This window comes from Rhodococcus sp. IEGM 1307, assembly GCF_030056915.1.
Lineage (GTDB): Bacteria > Actinomycetota > Actinomycetes > Mycobacteriales > Mycobacteriaceae > Rhodococcus_F > Rhodococcus_F opacus_D.
On the sequence record NZ_JASHKW010000019.1, the window covers coordinates 58208 to 76795 of the forward strand.

General features: G+C 66.9%; 17 protein-coding genes. 9 read left to right on the forward strand and 8 right to left on the reverse strand.

All coding sequences use genetic code 11. The features are described from left to right. Positions 1-7: 7 nt before the first annotated feature. The 4 genes from QM841_RS30655 (at position 8) to QM841_RS30670 (ending at position 5352) form a co-directional block, all read left to right on the forward strand. The gene (locus QM841_RS30655) at positions 8-1807 is read left to right on the forward strand and encodes a thiamine pyrophosphate-binding protein (RefSeq protein WP_283334885.1); all 1800 of its coding nucleotides are present in this window, start codon (positions 8-10) and stop codon (positions 1805-1807) included. Positions 1808-1819: 12 nt separating this feature from the next. Continuing rightward, positions 1820-2659 (forward strand): sugar phosphate isomerase/epimerase family protein, encoded by an 840-nt coding sequence (locus QM841_RS30660; RefSeq protein ID WP_283334886.1) that lies wholly within the window; start codon positions 1820-1822, stop codon positions 2657-2659. A 173-nt stretch (positions 2660-2832) separates the two neighbouring features. Beyond that, on the forward strand, positions 2833-4215 hold the full coding sequence (locus QM841_RS30665) for an NAD(P)/FAD-dependent oxidoreductase (RefSeq protein WP_283334887.1): 1383 nt from the start codon (positions 2833-2835) through the stop codon (positions 4213-4215). Between the two features lie 72 nt (positions 4216-4287). Continuing rightward, complete coding sequence (locus QM841_RS30670) at positions 4288-5352, forward strand: LacI family DNA-binding transcriptional regulator (RefSeq protein ID WP_349307431.1); 1065 nt, start codon at positions 4288-4290, stop codon at positions 5350-5352. 1 nt (position 5353) lies between these two features. Here QM841_RS30670 and QM841_RS30675 read toward each other — a convergent pair whose 3' ends face one another. After that, entirely contained in the window at positions 5354-6244 is an 891-nt protein-coding gene (locus QM841_RS30675) for a LysR family transcriptional regulator (protein WP_283334888.1), read from the reverse strand. Positions 6245-6356: 112 nt separating this feature from the next. On the opposite strand from QM841_RS30675, the gene QM841_RS30680 reads away from it, so the two are divergent. Further along, entirely contained in the window at positions 6357-7847 is a 1491-nt protein-coding gene (locus tag QM841_RS30680) for a CoA-acylating methylmalonate-semialdehyde dehydrogenase (RefSeq protein WP_283334889.1), read from the forward strand. Between the two features lie 12 nt (positions 7848-7859). Next, the gene (locus QM841_RS30685; protein WP_283334890.1) at positions 7860-9026 is read left to right on the forward strand and encodes an iron-containing alcohol dehydrogenase; all 1167 of its coding nucleotides are present in this window, start codon (positions 7860-7862) and stop codon (positions 9024-9026) included. On the opposite strand, the gene QM841_RS30690 is transcribed toward QM841_RS30685, so the two are convergent. The 3 genes from QM841_RS30690 to QM841_RS30700 form a co-directional block, all read right to left on the reverse strand. After that, positions 9023-9847: a PhzF family phenazine biosynthesis protein gene (locus tag QM841_RS30690; RefSeq protein WP_283334891.1), complete on the reverse strand. Its 825-nt coding sequence runs from the start codon at positions 9845-9847 to the stop codon at positions 9023-9025. The two genes, QM841_RS30685 and QM841_RS30690, sit on opposite strands and share 4 nt — an antisense overlap. A 74-nt stretch (positions 9848-9921) precedes the next feature. After that, the gene (locus QM841_RS30695) at positions 9922-10416 is read right to left on the reverse strand and encodes a DUF3830 family protein (protein ID WP_009477605.1); all 495 of its coding nucleotides are present in this window, start codon (positions 10414-10416) and stop codon (positions 9922-9924) included. A gap of 68 nt (positions 10417-10484) precedes the next feature. After that, on the reverse strand, positions 10485-11726 hold the full coding sequence (locus QM841_RS30700) for an aspartate aminotransferase family protein (RefSeq protein WP_283334892.1): 1242 nt from the start codon (positions 11724-11726) through the stop codon (positions 10485-10487). 114 nt (positions 11727-11840) lie between these two features. Here QM841_RS30700 and QM841_RS30705 point away from each other — a divergent pair, with 114 nt between their 5' ends. Beyond that, a complete protein-coding gene (locus QM841_RS30705) occupies positions 11841-13289 on the forward strand; it encodes an NAD-dependent succinate-semialdehyde dehydrogenase (RefSeq protein ID WP_283334893.1) in 1449 nt (482 codons plus the stop codon). 3 nt (positions 13290-13292) lie between these two features. On the opposite strand, the gene hsaB is transcribed toward QM841_RS30705, so the two are convergent. Genes hsaB through hsaA form a run of 4 tightly spaced genes read right to left on the reverse strand, consistent with a single transcriptional unit; the run spans position 13293 to position 16841 of the window. Then, positions 13293-13880 (reverse strand): 3-hydroxy-9,10-secoandrosta-1,3,5(10)-triene-9,17-dione monooxygenase reductase subunit, encoded by a 588-nt coding sequence (hsaB, locus tag QM841_RS30710; protein WP_005244804.1) that lies wholly within the window; start codon positions 13878-13880, stop codon positions 13293-13295. Then, positions 13877-14779 carry an iron-dependent extradiol dioxygenase HsaC gene (gene hsaC / locus QM841_RS30715; RefSeq protein WP_005263859.1) on the reverse strand — a complete coding sequence of 301 codons (903 nt, stop codon included), beginning with the start codon at positions 14777-14779 and terminating at the stop codon, positions 13877-13879. The genes hsaB and hsaC overlap by 4 nt, the downstream gene beginning before the upstream one ends. Continuing rightward, complete coding sequence (hsaD, locus tag QM841_RS30720; protein WP_283334894.1) at positions 14779-15657, reverse strand: 4,5:9,10-diseco-3-hydroxy-5,9,17-trioxoandrosta-1(10),2-diene-4-oate hydrolase; 879 nt, start codon at positions 15655-15657, stop codon at positions 14779-14781. Before hsaD ends, hsaC begins: the two co-directional genes overlap by 1 nt. A gap of 8 nt (positions 15658-15665) precedes the next feature. Next, on the reverse strand, positions 15666-16841 hold the full coding sequence (gene hsaA, locus QM841_RS30725) for a 3-hydroxy-9,10-secoandrosta-1,3,5(10)-triene-9,17-dione monooxygenase oxygenase subunit (protein WP_005244809.1): 1176 nt from the start codon (positions 16839-16841) through the stop codon (positions 15666-15668). Between the two features lie 190 nt (positions 16842-17031). Here hsaA and QM841_RS30730 point away from each other — a divergent pair, with 190 nt between their 5' ends. Together QM841_RS30730 and QM841_RS30735 are read left to right on the forward strand one after the other, a co-directional pair. Then, on the forward strand, positions 17032-18192 hold the full coding sequence (locus QM841_RS30730) for a 3-ketosteroid-9-alpha-monooxygenase, oxygenase component (RefSeq protein ID WP_280779026.1): 1161 nt from the start codon (positions 17032-17034) through the stop codon (positions 18190-18192). Positions 18193-18194: 2 nt separating this feature from the next. Beyond that, entirely contained in the window at positions 18195-18542 is a 348-nt protein-coding gene (locus QM841_RS30735; RefSeq protein WP_283334895.1) for a hypothetical protein, read from the forward strand. The last annotated feature ends 46 nt before the right edge of the window (positions 18543-18588 follow it).

Here is an 18588-nt window from a genome sequence, read left to right on the forward strand (position 1 = left end):
CTCTTCGATGACAACACAGAAACTCACCGGCGGACAGATGGTCGTCGACTTCCTCATCCGCGAGGGAGTCGAGAAGGTCTTCGCGATCCCCGGACACGGCAACACCGCCCTCCTCGACGCGTTCGTCGACCGAGCCGACGAGATCGAACTGGTGCCGGCAATGCACGAACAGGGCGCCGCCCACATGGCCGACGGCTACTACCGGGCCTCCGGCAAGATCGCCGCGATCTGTACCTCTATCGGACCGGGTGCGACCAACACCCTCACCGGGCTCGCGACGGCCTTCGCCGACTCGATGCCGATGCTGCTGATCACCGGCGCCGTGCACACCTACATGGAGAACCGCGGGGTGCTCCAGGAGATCGACCGCCCGCACGGCAACAACTTTCCCCGCATGGTGGAACCGGTGGTCAAGCGCTGGTGGCAGCCCAGCCGCCTCGAACAGCTGCCGGTGGCGCTCGCGCAGGCGTTCAACACCATGCACGAGGGCAGGCGCGGACCCGTGCTCGTCGACATCCCGCAGGACCTGCAGGCCGAGTACGGCGACTACACCCCCGACACCGGTGCCCGCCGTCCCGCCACCCGCGCGACCGGCGACCCGGCCGTGATCGCCGAGGCCGCACGCCTGCTCGCCGGTGCGAAACGTCCCGTCATCGTGGCCGGTGGCGGCGTCATCCACGCCGAGGCCGCCGCCGAGCTGATGGCCGTCGCCGAGCACCTCGGCGCGCCGGTGACCCATTCGTTCCAGGGCAAGGGCGCGTTCCCCGCCGACCACGACCTCTACGCGTGGCCGTGCGGCGACATGGGTTCGATCCCCGGCAACGGCGTGACCCGCACCGCCGACGTGATCCTCGCCGTCGGCTGCCGGTTCAGCGACCGCATCACGTCGTCGTACCGCCCCGGCGTCACGTTCGACATCCCGAACACCCAGCTCGTGCAGATCGACATCGACGGCTTCGAGATCGGCCGCAACTACCCGGTCGAGGTCGGCGTCGTCGGCGACGCGAAAACGTCACTCGCCGCGCTGCGCGACGTGCTCGCCGACCTCGGGCCTGCCCTCGACTACCGCAGCACCGACTACTTCGCCGAACTGCAGGACCTCAAGGCGCAGTGGGAAGAGCACCTGCGGCCGATGCGGACCACCGACTACCTGCCGATGACCAACTCGCGGGCGATGGTCGAGATCCGCAAGGCCCTTCCGCGCGAGGGCATTCTGGTCACCGACTCGTCCAACCCCGCGAACCAGGCGTTCAACGAGTTCCCGATCTACGGCCCGAAGACCAACATCGTGGCCGGCGGCTTCTCCGGCATCGGATTCGGTGTGCCCGCCGCGATCGGCGCGCAGATCGGCGCCCCGGACACCCCGGTCCTGGCGATGGTCGGCGACGGCAGCTTCCTCCAGACCGGCACCGAGATCGCGACCGCCGCGATGCTCGGAGTGCCGCTGGTGATCGTCGTGCTCAACAACGGCGGCTGGGAGGCGATCAAGGACCTCCAGATCAGCCTGTTCGGTGAGGAACGCGAAATCATCTCCGGATGGAAGAACCTCGACGGGACACCGTATTTCGCCGACATCACCCGGTTCGCTCAGTCACTCGGCTGCAGCGCCGAGCGCGTCGAGGACCCGGAGAAGCTGGCCGACGCCATCGAGCGCGCGTTCGCGACACCCGGCCCGGTGATCATCGAGGCGATGAGCGCCCACGAGCTGCCGTGGACCGAGATGCACCCGACCGGCTGGTGGGACATCACCGTTCCCGCCTACCACGGCGAGGTCCGCGACGACTACGTCGCGCAACGCGGATTCTGATCGGAGACCGGCATGGGAGAGATCAAGCTCGGCCTGAACCTGGAGTTCGCCCGATTCGAGAACGGGTCGTTCGACTGGGCCATGGACCAGGCCGCGGAGATCGGCTACAAGTACGTGGAGCCGATGGTCTACTGGGGCCGCGAGTTGCTGAGCACGGCCGGGTACTTCCACACCCGGTCGATGCTCGACGACCCGCTCATCATGCGGGACGCCGCCGAATCACGCGGGCTGTGCATCTCCTCGCTGTCCAGTCATGCACCGCTGGCCAAGCCGGACGTGAGCGTCGACTATCTGAAGCAGTCGATCCGCTACGCGGCCGAGGTCGGTTCGCCGATGATCATGGTCGACGACGGGCCGCTGCCGACGTGGACCACCGAGGCGGAGAACTACACGCTGATGCGGTACACACTGCAGGAGGCGGCGAAGGTGGCCGAACCGCGCGGCATCAAGATCGCGATCGAGACGCACGGCGAGTACACCGCGACCCCGGAGCGGCTCGAGAAGATCATGACGCTGATCGACAGCCCTGCGTTGACCATCAACCTCGACACCGGCAACAGCTACCTCAGTGAGAACGACCCGCACGAGTGGCTCGAGCAGATCGTCGGCGGCGTCACGCACCTGCACGCCAAGGACATCGGTATCGAGGACGCGAAGAGGCTGCGCGGCAAGGTCCGCGGCATGCTCGGCTGCGCCTGCGGCGACGGCGTCATCGACTGGGAACGGATCGTGAAGACCCTCCACGACGCCGACCACGACGTCGTCCTGTCGGTCGAGTGCGGTGGTCTCGACGCCGCGAAGAAGAGCTACACCTACCTCACAGATCTGATCACCCGCACCCAGGGCAGCTGACAACGGCGTCGCCGGTCCCGCAGGTGATCTCGCGACACGCCGGATCCTGAACCGACATTCGAGTCTCCGGTGCGTCGTGTCCACCGTGCCGCCCGACGCCCCGTGTCGGGCGGCACGGTTCACCCCTACCAGTACTGCGGATGGCGATAGACGCGATCCGGGAAGAGCGTGTCATGAATACTCCTGCCCGCACCGAGGCACGTCATCGCGTGGTGATCATCGGTTCCGGATTCGGCGGCCTGTTCGCCGCGAAGGCGTTGCGCCGCGCCGACGTCGACGTGCTCGTCGTCGACCGCACCAGCCACCACCTGTTCCAGCCGCTGCTGTACCAGGTGGCGACCGGAATCCTGTCCGAGGGAGAAATCGCACCGTCGACCCGGATGGTGCTGAAGAAGCAGTCGAACGCCTCGGTGATGCTGGGGGACGTCACCGACATCGACCTGGCCGCGCGCAGGATCACCTCGACCCACCAGGGCAGAACGACCACCACCGAGTACGACAGTCTGATCGTCTCGGCCGGAGCCCGGCAGTCGTACTTCGGTAACGACCACTTCGCCGAACACGCCCCCGGCATGAAGACCATCGACGACGCACTCGAACTCCGCGGCCGGATCCTGGGCGCGTTCGAACGCGCCGAGCTGTCCACCGCCCCGGAGGAGCGCGCCCGCCTCCTGACGTTCGTGGTGGTCGGCGCCGGACCCACCGGGGTGGAGATGGCCGGTCAGATAGCCGAACTGGCCCACCGAACCCTGGTCGGCGCGTACCGGAACATCGATACCCGCGACGCCCGGATCGTCCTGCTCGACGCCGCGTCCGCAGTGTTGCCGCCGTTCGGTGACCGGCTCGGGTCCACCGCCGCCGAGCGTCTCGAGAAGATCGGTGTCGAGGTGCGGCTCGGGGCGGCCGTCACCGACGTCGACGCGGACGGCGTGACGATCAAGGACGGGCGAGGCGAGACCGTCCGCATCGAATCCGCGTGCAAGGTGTGGTCGGCGGGTGTGGAAGCCAGCCCGCTGGCCAGGCAGCTGGCCGAGCAGTCGGAGGCCGAACTCGACCGCGCCGGGCGGATCGCCGTCCGCGAGGACCTGACCGTGCCGGGACACCCCGAGGTGTTCGTGATCGGAGACATGATGGCGCGCGACCGCCTTCCCGGGGTGGCGCAGGTCGCGATCCAGGGTGGCCGCTACGCGGCGCAGCAGATCGCGGCCGGCGCCCGAGGACGTGACTCGTCACCCGACCGCGTTCCCTTCCGGTACCGGGACAAGGGGTCGATGGCCACGATCTCGAGGTTCCACGCGGTCGTGAAAGTCGGGGGTATCGAACTCGCGGGACTGTGGGCGTGGATCCTGTGGCTGGCCGTCCACGTCGTCTACGTCGTCGGGTTCCGGAGCCGGCTGTCCACGCTCATGTCGTGGACGTGGACCTTCCTCGGGTCGTGGCGGGGACAGATGACGGTCACCGATCAACAGGTGGTGGCACGCAACGTCATGGGCAAACTCGTTCTCCTCGACCGGGGTGAGGACGACGATGACACCGTTGTCGCCAGAGCGAGCTGACACCCGGGGGACGCGCACGGTCCGGCCGATAAGCTGGCCTCGGTAACCGTGCGACGGAGAGGATCGGCATTCGTGACCACGATGCACGACGTCGCCCGAGCGGCAGGCGTGTCCCAGGCCGCGGTCTCGTACGCGTACAACCAGCCCCACAAGCTGTCGGCAGCCCGGCGCGCCCACATCTTCCAGGTGGCCGCGGAACTCGGCTACGCCGGCCCCAACCCCGCGGGACGCAATCTCCGCACCGGGCAGGTCGGTGCGCTGGGGCTGATGATCACCGACTCGTTGCGCTACGCCTTCGACGACCCGGCCACCGCGCAGTTGCTGAAAGGCATATCGGAGGTTGGTGAACTCGCCGAGGTCGCGCTGACCCTGCTGCCCTGCCCACTCGAGTCGACCCGGGTGGCCGAGGGTTCCGGCGTGCTCGTGCGGGGCGCGGTGGACGGCTTCCTCGCGTACGCGATGCCGGACGGCCACCCCGGAATGCAGACGGCGATGAGCCGCCGGCTGCCGATCGTCGTGATCGACGGTCCCAATCCGGGCGAACTGCCGCGGGTCGGAATCCGGGATCGGCAGGCCGCCAAGGAGATCGCGGAGCACGTGCTGTCGCTCGGGCACCGGCGTGTCGGATTTCTCGTCGACCGGCTCGTCCCCGACGGCAAGGGTGGGCCCGTCGACGCCGCCCGCACCCGGGCCGCACGAGATCACGTGATGAAGGAACGCCTCGCCGGATACGCGTCCGCCTGCCGCAAATACACGGTGCCGTGGTCGTCCACCGTGGTCGTCGAAGCAGGCGGGTTCGACTACGAACTGTCGCGCACCGCCGTCGAGACGTTGCTCGATGCCGGTCCCGTGACCGCCGTCATCGCCGCCTCCGACCTGCTGGCCCTCGCGGCCATCGACGTCGCACACGAACGTGGTCTCCGGGTGCCGCAGGATCTGTCGGTGGTCGGTTTCGACGACATTCCCGCGGCCCGGGCCGCCGGACTGACGACGGTCCGGCAACCACTCGTCGACAAGGGCCGCGAGGCCGCGCAGCTGCTGCTCGACATCATCGGCGGCGGAGCGGGACGGGAAATCACACTCCCCACCGAGCTCGTCGTCCGCGAGAGCGCCGGACCCGTCCCCGCGGACCGGTAAGTTACCCTGCTGCACCTCGCAGTTCGGGATTGCCGTCGACGATGGAGTAGAGCGCCTCGGTGATCGCCTTCACCCGCGCGAGTCGCGTCAGTTCCCGCGGTACCACCAGCCAGTAGGTGCGGTGGGCGATGACGTCGCGGAGAACCGGCACCAGATCCTCGTCCAGCGCGCCGATGTAACTCGGCAGCGGAGCGATCCCGACTCCGTGCTTCACGGCCTGGTAGTGGCCCGCGATGTTGTTGGTCTGGATCTGGGCCTGGAAGTCCGGAATCAGCGCGTCGAGGATCCGCAGCGGCTCGACGTCCAGGAACGCATCCACGTACCAGATGAGCGTGTGGTGCCGGAGATCCTCGAGTGACGTGATGGGGTCGTGTGTGTCCAGGTAGCGCCGCGACGCGTACAGACGAAGGTCGTACTCGGCCAGTTTGCGGACCACGACGGACCGCGGCGACGGACGTTCGAGGGTGACCGCGATGTCGAAGTCGCGCCCGGTCAGCAGGTCGTGAGTGGTCGACGTGACGAGTTCGGTGAACAGGTCGGGGTGCTCGGACCGTAGTGCGGCCAACCCCGGCACCAGCACGAACGACCCGAAACCGTCGGGAGTGATGATGCGGACGGTGCCCGTCAGCCCGCCCAGGGACGACGTTTCGTCGAGAGCGGCGAGCACCGCGGATTCCACCGCCTCAGCGTGGGGAACCAGTCGCCGGCCCGCCTCGGTGAGCTGCCACCCCGACACGCCACGATCGAAAAGTCTCGTGCCCGTGTCTTTCTCGAGCCGGGTGATTCTCCGCGAGACGGTCGTGTGATCGACACCGAGCCGCTTCGCCGCATCGGCGAGGCGGCCGGTTCTCGACAACTCGAGGAGGTAACGCATGTTGTCTGCGGTGAACATCGCCCTCATCCCTCGTGCAAAAGTGCAGTCCGAAGTGCCATTTTACTCGTTGACGCAGGCATTGTTGCCCAGCAGACTCGTGGGCACCCCACCTTTCCCAGGAGTGAACCCCATGGCCGTCATCTCGCATTGGCTCAACAACAAGTCCTACCCCGGAATGCGCGTCGATACCGCTCCGGTGACGAATCCGGCCACCGGTGCCGTCACCGGTCAGGTCGCCCTCGCCAGCGTCGAGGACGCCCGCGCCGTCATCGACGCCGCCGCCGCCGCGTTCCCCGCCTGGCGCGACACCTCCCTCGCCAAGCGCACCCAGGTGATCTTCACATTCCGGGAACTGCTCAACGCCCGCAAGCGCGAACTCGCCGAAATCATCACCGCCGAGCACGGCAAGGTCGTCTCCGACGCCCTCGGCGAAGTCAGCCGCGGCCAGGAAGTCGTCGAATTCGCCTGCGGCATCGCCCACCTGCTCAAAGGCGGCATGACCGAAAACGCCTCCACCAACATCGACGTCTCCTCCCTCCGCCAACCCGTCGGCCCGGTCGGCATCATCTCCCCGTTCAACTTCCCCGCCATGGTCCCGATGTGGTTCTTCCCCATCGCCATCGCCGCCGGCAACACCGTGGTGTTGAAGCCGTCCGAGAAGGACCCCACCGCCGCGATCTGGATGGCCGAACTCTGGGCCGAAGCCGGACTCCCGGCCGGGGTCTTCAACGTGCTGCAGGGCGACAAGACCGCCGTCGACGAACTGCTCACCCACCCCGCCATCAAGGCGATCAGCTTCGTCGGCTCCACCCCCATCGCCCAGTACGTCTACGCCACCGGCACCGCCCACGGCAAACGCGTCCAAGCATTGGGTGGGGCGAAGAACCACGCCATCGTCCTCCCGGACGCCGACCTCGACCTCGCCGCCGACGCCATGGTCAACGCCGGCTTCGGGTCCGCCGGCGAACGCTGCATGGCCATCAGTGCCCTGGTCGCGGTCGGCGACATCGCCGACGAACTCGTCGCCAAGATCAAGGACCGCACCGACACGTTGAAGATCGGCGACGGCACCCAGGATTCCGACATGGGACCGCTGGTGACCAAGGTGCACCGCGACAAGGTCGCCTCCTACATCGACGCCGGCGAAAACGACGGCGCCACCATCGTCGTCGACGGGCGCACCGTGCAGGCAAACGGCGGCAAGGACGGGTTCTGGCTCGGACCCACCCTCATCGACCACGTCACCACCGACATGAGCGTCTACACCGACGAAATCTTCGGACCCGTCCTCTCCGTCATCCGCGTCGACTCCTACGACGAGGCCCTGGAACTGGTGAACTCCAGCCAGTTCGGCAACGGCACCGCCATCTTCACCAACGACGGCGGCGCCGCCCGACGGTTCCAGAACGAGGTCGAGGTCGGCATGGTCGGCATCAACGTCCCCATCCCCGTCCCCATGGCGTACTACAGCTTCGGTGGCTGGAAGAACTCCCTCTTCGGCGACAGCCACGCCCACGGCACCGAAGGCGTCCACTTCTTCACCCGCGGCAAGGTCGTCACCACCCGCTGGCTCGACCCCAGCCACGGCGGACTCAACCTCGGCTTCCCCCAGAACAACTAAGGAACCTCTCCCATGACCGCACATCTCTCACTCCCCCGTTTCGCCAGGATCGGGGCCGGAGCAGTCGACGAGATCGGCTCGGTTGTCGACCAATTGGGTCTGCAGAGGCCGGTTCTCGTCACCGACTCCTATCTGACCGGCACCGGCGCGGCCGACCGGATCATGAGCCTCCTCAGGTCCGCGGGCAAGGAGCCGGCACTGTTCTCCGGCACCGTGCCCGACCCCACCACCGATTCTCTGGAGGAGGGGCTGAGGATCGTCGCCGAGCACAACGCGGATTCGGTGATCGGGTTCGGCGGCGGTAGTCCGATGGACACCGCGAAGGCACTGGCCGTGCTGTCCGCGAACGGCGGCGAGATGCGGTCGTACAAGGCGCCCCACGTGTACACCGGGAAGGCGCTGCCGATCATCGCGGTACCGACCACCGCCGGAAGCGGCTCGGAGGCGACGCAATTCACCGTCATCAGTGACAGCGCTTCCGACGAGAAGATGCTGTGCCCGGGACTCTCCTTCCTGCCGATCGCCGCGATCGTGGATTTCGAACTCACGATGTCGATGCCGCCGCGGTTGACCGCAGACACCGGAATCGATGCGCTCACCCACGCCATCGAGGCGTACGTCAGCAAGAAGGCCCAGCCGTTCACCGATGGACTCGCGCTCTCCGCGATCCGCACCATTGGCAAGCACATCGGCACGGCGTACGCGGACGGTGAAGACCGCACCGCGAGAGAAGCGATGATGGTCGCGTCCATGCAGGCCGGTATGGCGTTCTCCAACTCGAGCGTGGCGTTGGTGCACGGGATGAGCAGGCCGATCGGTGCGCATTTCCATGTCGCACACGGACTGTCGAATGCCATGCTACTTCCCGCGATCACGGCGTTCTCTGTGAAGGGAGCGGAGAGCCGCTACGCCGACTGCGCGCGTGCGTTCGGCGCTGCACCGGAATCGGCGGGCGATTCCGTCGCCGCGCAGTTCCTCGTCGAAACCCTGAGCACGCTGTGTCACGACCTGAAGGTTCCGACGCCGCTCGCCTACGGGATCGACCGCGACGCCTGGGACGGCCTCATTCCGTTGATGGCAGAGCAGGCGCTGGCGTCCGGATCGCCCGGCAACAATCCGGTCGTGCCCACCGCCGGCCAGATCGAGACGCTGTATTCGGAGGTCTTCAGCCAGCGCTAGAACTCGACGGTGCCCCTGAGGTACCGCCGGTACGCCCCGGACAGGTGGACGCGGTCGCCGCGCACCTCGCAGTGCACCGTTCCTCCCCGCGCCGACAGTTGTCGTCCGACAAGGCTGTCTCGGCCCAGGACGTCAGCCCAGTACGGTGCGATCTGCGAGTGCGCGGACCCCGTCACCGGATCCTCCTGAACGCCGGCCGCGGCGCCGAACCATCGCGACACGAAGTCGAGTCCCTCGACGTCGGATGCTGCGGTGACGGCGATGCCCCGCACCTTCAGCGGGCTGATCACGGCGAAGTCGGGTGCCATCGACGCGATGTCGTGTTCGGATTCCGCGACGAACACGAGGTCGGTGGCCTTCAGGCACTCCCGCACCGGAATCCCGAGTGCGGCGACGATCCGGGGATCGGCCGCGGTCGGTGCCGGCGGCTCCGCCGGGAAATCCATCACCAGCGTCGCGTCCGGTCCACGGTCGACGTGCAGCCAGCCGCTGCGCGTCCAGAATTGGATGCGGTCGGCGTCCGGGTGCACGTCCTCGAAGATCTGTGCGGCGGTGGCGAGGGTGGCATGGCCGCACAGGTCCACCTCGACGGCAGGGGTGAACCACCGCAGGTGATACGCCGGGTGTTCCGGGTCGTGGGGCCCCGCATCCACGGGAAGCTGAGCGGTGTAGAACGCCGTCTCGGACAGGTTGTTCTCTTCGGCGAGTTGCTGAAGCACCGAATCGTCCAGCCAGTCGGCGGTCAGCGGCATGACCGCCGCCGGGTTGCCCTCGAAGGGCCCGGCGGCGAATGCGTCGATCTGATAGATGTCCAGCTTCATAGCGTCCGATGGTGGTGGACGGTCCGGCGCCCGTCGAGGGCCATCGCACACACTCTGGACCGGTCCAGCCTGCGTCAGGCCCGCGCGAAGCTCATCGTCTCGCCTTCGACGCCGCGCATCCACAGGTCGTTGCACGCGGCCGCCAATTCCGGCAGCCCCTCCTCGATGGCGGCGAACACGTTGCCCGGCACCCAGCCGACGTCGCCGTTGAGCAGGAGGTTGTTGCGGCCGTAGAAGATCGCGAGGTCGGTGGCGCCCTGCGCGGCGTGCGCCTCCGAGCCCGGCTCGTACCCGTAGGCGGAGTTGCCGATCTCCCAGGGCTCGAAGTCGAACAGGCACACGTCACCGGGAATCGGTGTGACGGTGGGATTTTCCCGCCGCGGCGCCGCGGTGATCCGCGGGATCAGCGTGTACACCTCGTTGCGCGCGTACTTGGCGTGGTACGCGTCGCCGCTCTGCGGAAGCACGTTCCACACCGCGTCGCACGTGAGTGGTGCATCCTCGTCGAGAAGCCGGGCACGGCAGGTCACGCCGCGCTTGTCCAGGCTGATGGTGATGTAGCGAGCCACAGGTCCTCCTTCGGAGCCCGTGAGTACTTGTTAACCGCCCGCGGTTAACAAGTACTCACGGGTGCTTGTCACACTTCGTCGAGTACTTCGGACCAGATCTTCAGGGCGTCCTCGATCTGTTCCGCCGTCACGATGAGCGGTGGAATCATCCGTACCACGTTCATGTGGGCGCCGCAGGTCAAGAGCAGCAGCCCCTTCTTCGCGGCCAGCTGCTGCGCCGCAGACGCTTTCGCACGGTCCGCACTGCCGTCGGCGGCCGTGAACTCGCTACCCACGAGCAGTCCGAGACCACGGACGTCACCGATCCCGTCGATGGCGCGGGCGCGCGCACCGTCGAGCAACTGGACGCCCCGCGCGGCGGCGTTGGCCACGAGATCTTCCTTCTCGATCACCTCGAGCGTCGCGACCGCGGCCGCGCAGGACACGGCGTTGCCGCCGTACGTTCCACCCTGCGACCCCGGCCAGCCCTTGGCCATGAGCTCCTCGGACGCCGCGATGCCCGACAACGGGAAACCACTGGCCAGACCCTTGGCGATGGTGATGATGTCGGGCCGGACGTCGAAATGCTGGTGCCCGAAGAACTTGCCGGTGCGACCGAAACCGGTCTGGATCTCGTCGATGACGAGCAGGATGCCGTACCGGTCGGCGCGCTCGCGGAGCCCCTGAAAGAACGCGGTGTTGCCGGGCACGTATCCGCCCTCGCCGAGAACGGGCTCGACGACGAACGCCGCCGTCTCGTTCGGCGCGGTGAGCGTCGCGAAGATGTAGTCGAGTTCCTTCAGCGCGAACGCGGTCGCCTCCTCCTCGGTCCAGCCGTAGCGGTAGGCGTTGGGGAACGGTGCCACGTGCACCCCGCCCATCAGCGGGCTGAAGCCGGCCGAGAACCGGGTGCCGGACGTGGTCATCGTCGCCGTCGCGACCGTGCGTCCGTGGAATCCGCCGTGGAAGACGATCACGTTGGGGCGGCCGGTCGCCTGCCGCGACAGTCGCAGCGACGCCTCGACGGCCTCACTCCCCGAGTTCGCGAAGAACAGCGAGTCGAGCCCCGGGGGCAGCACCGACCCCAGCCGATCGACCAGTTCGAGCATCGGCTGGTGCATGACCGTCGTGTACTGGCCGTGGATCAGGGAGCCGACCTGCCTGCGCGCGGCTTCCACGACGTGCGGGTGGCAGTGCCCGGTGCTGGTGACGCCGATGCCCGCGGTGAAGTCGAGATAGCGCCTGCCGTCGGTGCCGTAGAGGTAGCACCCTTCACCGTGATCGACCGTCACGGGTGTGGCCTGTGCGAGCAGTGGAGATAGCCGAGTCACGAGAACCCTCCCACGCGTAGATGCCGGCGAATGTCGGCAAGTGCATTGTCAGATTGTTGACAATCTGTATAACATGGGGAGCGTCCCTTCGGCAATGGAGAATGGGGAAAAATCATGCTCGAGGAAGCAGCAATCGCATCGGTGCAGACCGGCCTGTTCATCGGCGGCAAGTGGCGCGACAGCGCCCGCACCATGCCGGTCCACGACCCGTCCACCGGACAGATCCTGTGCACGGTCGCCGACGCCGACGCCGCGGAGGCCCGCGAGGCGCTCGACGCGGCGGTGGCGGCGCAACCGTCGTGGGCGGCCACGACACCCCGCGAACGCAGCACCATCCTCATGAACGCACACCGACTCCTGCTCGAGAACGTCGACCGGCTGGCGCTGGTCATGACGCTCGAGATGGGCAAGCCACTCACCGAGGCGCGGGGTGAAATCGCCTACGCCGCGGAGTTCTTCCGCTGGTTCGCGGAGGAGGCCGTCCGCATCGACGGCGGCTACATGACGGCGCCCGGCGGCGGGTCGCGGTTCCTCGTGACCCGTCAGCCCGTGGGGACGAGCCTGCTCATCACCCCGTGGAACTTCCCGATGGCGATGGGTACCCGGAAGATCGGGCCCGCGATCGCCGCCGGGTGCACGTCCGTCATCAAGCCGGCGGCCCAGACGCCGCTGTCGATTCTGGCGCTCGCCGATATCCTCACCGAGGCCGGGCTGCCGGACGGCGTCGTCAACGTCGTCACCACGTCCAGCCCCGACGAGGTCATCACTCCCCTCATCCTCGACGGCAGGGCCCGCAAGCTGTCGTTCACCGGTTCGACCAAGGTCGGGAAGCATCTGCTCGAACTGTGCGCGCGCACGGTGATGCGCACATCCATGGAATTGGGCGGCAACGCGCCGTTCCTCGTCTTCGACGACGCGAATCTCGACGACGCCGTCGACGGGGCCATGGCGGCGAAGATGCGCAACATCGGCCAGGCCTGCACGGCTGCCAACCGGATTCTCGTGCACAGTTCGGTCGCCGAGGAATTCACGCGCAAACTCACGCAGCGGATGGAGGCCCTGCCCGTCGGGCGCGGCACGGAGGACGGCGTCGTGGTCGGACCGCTGATCGACGAGGCGGCCGTCGCGAAGGTGAGCAGTCTCGTCGCGGACGCGGTCGACCGCGGCGCCTCGGTGCTCACCGGCGGCGAGGCACTCGACCGCCCGGGCAACTTCTACCCGGCGACGGTCCTGACGGGTGTGCCCGACGACGCCGAGATGTGCCACAACGAGATCTTCGGCCCGGTGGCCGCGATCAGCACGTTCGAGACCGAGGCCGAGGCCGTCGAGCGGGCCAACGACACCCCGTACGGGCTGGTGGCCTACGTGTACACCGAGAGCCTCAAGCGCGGCATCCGCGTGTGCGAGGCGCTGGAGTCGGGCATGGTCGGCCTCAACCAGGGTGTGGTGTCGAATCCGGCCGCGCCGTTCGGCGGCGTGAAGGAATCCGGGCTCGGGCGCGAAGGCGGAACCACCGGCATCGACGAATTCCTCGAGACCAAGTACATCGGCGTCGCCGTCTAGGAACTAGAGCCAGGTGTCTTCCGACGACGTCGTGAGGAACGCCTCGAGGTCGTCGCGCCACGGCGCAGGCACCGTCTTGTCCGGCTCGATGCCGGTGTACTGCCCGCGGTAGAACAGCAACGGTCGCTCCTCCCTGATCTCGCTCAGGGAGGAGACCCGGCCGAACGCGACCCAGTGGTCGCCGCCGTCGTGCACGCTCTCGAGCGAGCAGTCGATGTGGGCGAGCGAGCCGGTGAGGATCGGCGAGCCCAGCGGCGACTCCGTCCAGTCGATCCCGGCGAATTTGTCCGGGTCGCGGGAACCGAAGCGGGCGCACGTCGACTGTTGTTCCTCGGCGAGCACGTTGACGCAGAAGATGCCGCTGCGCTCGATCGCCGCCCACGACCGCGACGTCTTGGTCGGGCAGAACAGCACGAGCGGGGGTTCGAGCGACAGCGCGGCGAACGACTGGCATGCGAACCCCACGGGCACGCCGTCGTCGATCGTCGTGATGATGGTGACGCCGGTGCAGAACTGGCCGAGCACCGTCCGGAACCGTCGCGGATCGATCGCCTCGGCCGCGACGGCCCCGTCCCCGGTCACCTCGCTCACGGCTGCATCCCGACGCTGAAGTCGTGACCCCACAGGCTGACGGCCGTGCTCTCCCTCGCGATCCAGCTCTCGTCCTCCACCTGACGTCCCTCGCAACCGAATTCGATGTCGAAGCCGCCGGGGGTCTTCATGTAGAACGACAGCATCAGGTCGTTGACGTGGCGGCCGAGCGTGGCCGACATCTTGACCTTCTTGCGGAGCGCGCGGTCGAGGCACAATCCGACGTCGTCGGAGTTCTCGACCTCGATCATCAGGTGCACGATGCCGCTCGGCGTCGGCATCGGCAGGAACGCGAGACTGTGATGCCGCGGGTTGCAGCCGAAGAACCGCAACCACGCCGGCTTGCCGTCCGCCGGCCGCCCGACCATTTGCGGGGGCAACCGCATCGAATCGCGCAGGCGGAAACCGAGGACGTCGCGGTAGAAGCGCAGCGACGCCTCGTCGTCCGTGGTCGAGAGCACGACGTGCCCGAGGCCCTGCTCACCGGTGACGAACTTGTGCCCGTACGGGCTGACCACGCGCCGGTGCTCCAGGGCGGCGCCGTGAAACGCCTCGAGCGTGTTACCCGACGGGTCCTCGAACGTGATCAGCTCGTCGACCCTGCGGTCCTGCAGCTGCTCGGCCGTCCCCTCCTTGAACGCGACGCCGGCCGCCGACAGGTTGTCCCGGACCTCCTGCAACTCCGCGGCATTGGCCGTCTCCCAGCCCGACACCGACAGCCGGTCCTGCTCCCCCGGGAAGATCACGAGGCGAGCCGGGAAGTCGTCCATCCGCAGATACAGGGCGTCCGGGTCGGAGCCCTTGCCCTCGACCATGCCGAGCACCTTGAGACCGTATTCGCGCCACGCGGCCATGTCGGTGGCCTCGATGCGCATGTATGCCAGTGAACGAATACTCATCACTTACCCCCGTCCAGAAGGAAATCGGTGGCCAGGCGGTTGAACTCGTCGAACTTCTCCAGCTGCGCCCAGTGCCCGCACCCGCCGAAGACGTGCAACTGCGCCCGCGGAATCATCTTCAGCGCCACCAGCGCCCCGTCGAGCGGGTTGACCCGGTCTTCGCGACCCCAGATCAGCAGCACCCGCTGGCGCAGCTTGTACGCCTCGCGCCACAGCATTCCCAGCTCGAAATCGGCCGAGGAGAACGACTTTCCCATCGCCTTGGCGGCCGCGAGCGACTCGGGTGTGCTCGCGGCGGCGAAACGTTCGTCGATCAATTCGTCGGTGATCAACTTCTGGTCGAACACCATGATGCGCAGGAACGCCTCGAGGTTCTCCCGGGTGGGCTGGTAGCCGAATTTGCCGAGGTTCTTGACGCCCTCGGTCGGGTCCGGGGCGAACAGGTTGACGCTCAGCCCGCCCGGACCCATGAGCACCAGCCGGCCCGCGCGGTCGGGGTAGTCCAGCGCGAAACGCACCGCGGCACCGCCACCGAGCGAGTTGCCGAGCAGGTGGACACGTCCGTCGATGCCGAGGGTGTCGAGCAGGTCCTTCAACGCGGACGCGCTGTGCACGAAGTACTGCGGGTGCTCGGTCGGCTTGTCCGACAACCCGTATCCCGGCTGATCGACGGCGAGCACGTGGAACTTCTCGGCGAGAACCGGGATGTTCCTGGCGAAGTTCGACCACGACGAAGCGCCCGGTCCGCCGCCGTGCAGCAGCACGATCGTGGTGTCGTTGCCGACGCCGGCCTCGTGGTAGTGCAACGTCAGGTCGGGCCGGACCTGCGCGAACTTCGAGGTGGACTCGAACGTGAGGGCCTCTTCGGTAGTCGTCACGTGTTCTCCTAGACCATCGTGTCGGTGATGGGCAGACCGAATTCGCCTGTGCCGTACATGACGTAGGCGCGCTCGGGATCGTTGGCCGCGTGGACGCGTCCGGCGTGCGCGTCGCGCCAGAAACGCTGCAGCGGCGTGCCATTGGCCAGCGCGGTGGCCCCCGAGCTCTCGAACAGTTTGTCGATGGACGAAATGGCGCGGCCCGTGGCGCGCACCTGGTCGCGGCGAGCCCGCAGCCGCAGCTCGAACGGGACTTCCTCACCGGCGACGAGCAGTGCGTATTCGTCGGCGACGTTCCCGGACAGCTGGCGCCAGGCTGCGTCGATGTCACTCGAGGCCTCTGCGATGCGAACCTTGGCGAACGGGTCGTCCTTCGCCTTCTCACCGGCGAACGCCGCGCGGACGCGCTTTCCCTGATGTTCGACGTGCGCGTCGTAGGCGCCATAGGCCATCCCGACGATCGGCGCGGAGATGGTGGTGGGATGGATTGTTCCCCAGGGCATCTTGTAGACGGGTGCGGTGTTGCGCTCGAGCCCGGGTGCGGTGAGGTTGCTCATCGCCTTGAAGCTGAGAACGCGGTGCGTCGGGACGAAGACGTCCTCCACCACCACGGTGTTACTGCCGGTTCCGCGGAGTCCCACCACATTCCACACGTCGTCGATCCGGTAGTCCTCGCGCGGGATGAGGAAACTGACGAAGTCGACCGGGCGACCGTCCTTGATGACGGGCCCACCGAGCACCGCCCAGCTGGCGTGATCACAGCCGGAAGACCAGGCCCAGGCACCGTTGACCGTGTATCCGCCGTCGACGACCTGCCCGGCACCCATCGGCGCGTACGACGACGAGATCCGGACGTCGGTGTCGTTGCCCCACACGTCTTCCTGAGCCTGCTGCGAGAACAGGGCGAGGTGCCAGTTGTGGACACCGATGATCGACGAGACCCAGCCGGTGGAACCGCAGGCGCTCGCGATCTTCCGCACCGCGGAGTAGAACAACACCGGATCCGCCTGGTAACCACCCCACTGTTCGGGCTGGAGCAACCGAAAGAATCCGGTCTCCTGGAGCGCCTTCATGGAATCGTCGGGGATACGACGTAGATCCTCGGTCTCCTGCGCACGCTCTCGCAGCGTCGGCAGTAGTGCGTCGAGCCGCTGCATCACCTCGTGACTGTCATGGTCACCCACAGGACGCTCCTGTCTCGTTCGATGGTTCACTTATCTTCTGAGACTAGAACACGTTCCCATTTATGTCGAGATACCGGCAAAGGCGCTGTTTGACGGCCCGGGTCTGGAAGAAAGCCCCCGGAAATCTGGCGGATCGTGCCGAAGTTCTATAACGTGTTCTACTAACAGCATGAAGGGATGTGAGGGCACAATGGCGCAGATTCGCGAGATCGATGTGGGCACGGTCCAGACCCGCTTCGCGCGTGGTTGGCACTGCCTCGGTTTGACCAAGACGTTCAAGGACGGCAAACCGCATTCGATCGAGGCATTCGGCACCAAACTCGTCGTCTTCGCCGACAGCAAGGGCGAACTGAAGGTTCTGGACGCGTATTGCCGGCACATGGGCGGCGACCTGTCTCAGGGCACCGTGAAGGGCGACTCCGTTGCCTGCCCGTTCCACGACTGGCGCTGGGGTGGCAACGGCAAGTGCACCAGCATTCCCTACGCACGCCGGGTTCCCCCGATCGCCCGCACCCGGGCATGGCTCACCCTCGAGCAGAACGGTCAGCTGTTCGTCTGGAACGACCCGGAGGGCAATCCCCCGCCGGAGAACGTGACCATCCCCCGCATCGAAGGCGCCTACAGCGACGAGTGGACCGACTGGACCTGGAACTCGATGCTGATCGAAGGGTCCAACTGCCGCGAGATCATCGACAACGTCGTCGACATGGCGCACTTCTTCTACATCCACTACGCGTTCCCGACGTACTTCAAGAACGTCTTCGAAGGCCACATCGCAACGCAGTACCTCAACACGAAGGGTCGCCCCGACGTCGGGATGGCGACGCAGTACGGCATGGAATCGCTGCTGCGCTCCGAGGCCGCGTACTACGGGCCGTCCTACATGATCAATCCGCTGTGGAACAGCTACGGCGGGTACGAGGTCGAGAGCGTCCTCATCAACTGCCACTATCCGGTGACCAACAATTCGTTCATGCTCCAGTACGGCGTCACCGTCAAGAAGCCGACCGGCATCGACGACGAAACAGCCGACAAACTGGCCGCGAAGTTCACCGAGGGCATCGCCGAGGGATTCCTGCAGGACGTCGAGATCTGGAAGAACAAGACCAAGATCGACAACCCCCTGCTCTGCGACGAGGATGGTCCGGTCTACCAGCTGCGACGCTGGTACGACCAGTTCTACGTCGACGTCGCCGACGTCACCGACAAGATGACGCAGCGTTTCGAGTTCGAAGTCGACACCACCAAGGCCAACGAGGCCTGGCAACACGAGGTCGAGGAGAACCTGGCCCGTCAGAAGGCCGAACGCGAGGCGGCGGAGCGGTCCGAGAGCAAGGAAGCGCAGGTCTGATCATGAGTGCCTCGATCGAATGGGCCAAAGCTCCCGACTTCGCCGGGCAGCCTGCTCGGCTCGAGGCCATTCATGCGCAGACGATGGCCGACAAGGCCAATTACCTCGACGACGGCATGAACGAAGTCGAGTGCCGTACGTGCGGAACCTGTGTGCTGGTGCGCAAGAACAGCCTCAAGCACACGAGCGTCCAGTGGACGGACGACCCTGCGAAGACGTGCCCGACGTTCCGGGACGCCGTCGGCGAGGGACAGTCCACCGCGCTCCGCGAGGGGTGCCCGCGACTGTGGGACAGCATCAACCACGCGGTGATGGAGGGGTTCATCGACGTGCGAGATCGCGTCGAATAGTCGTCGGTACCGCTGCGGCGGATGCGTCGCCCGATGTGACATTCGT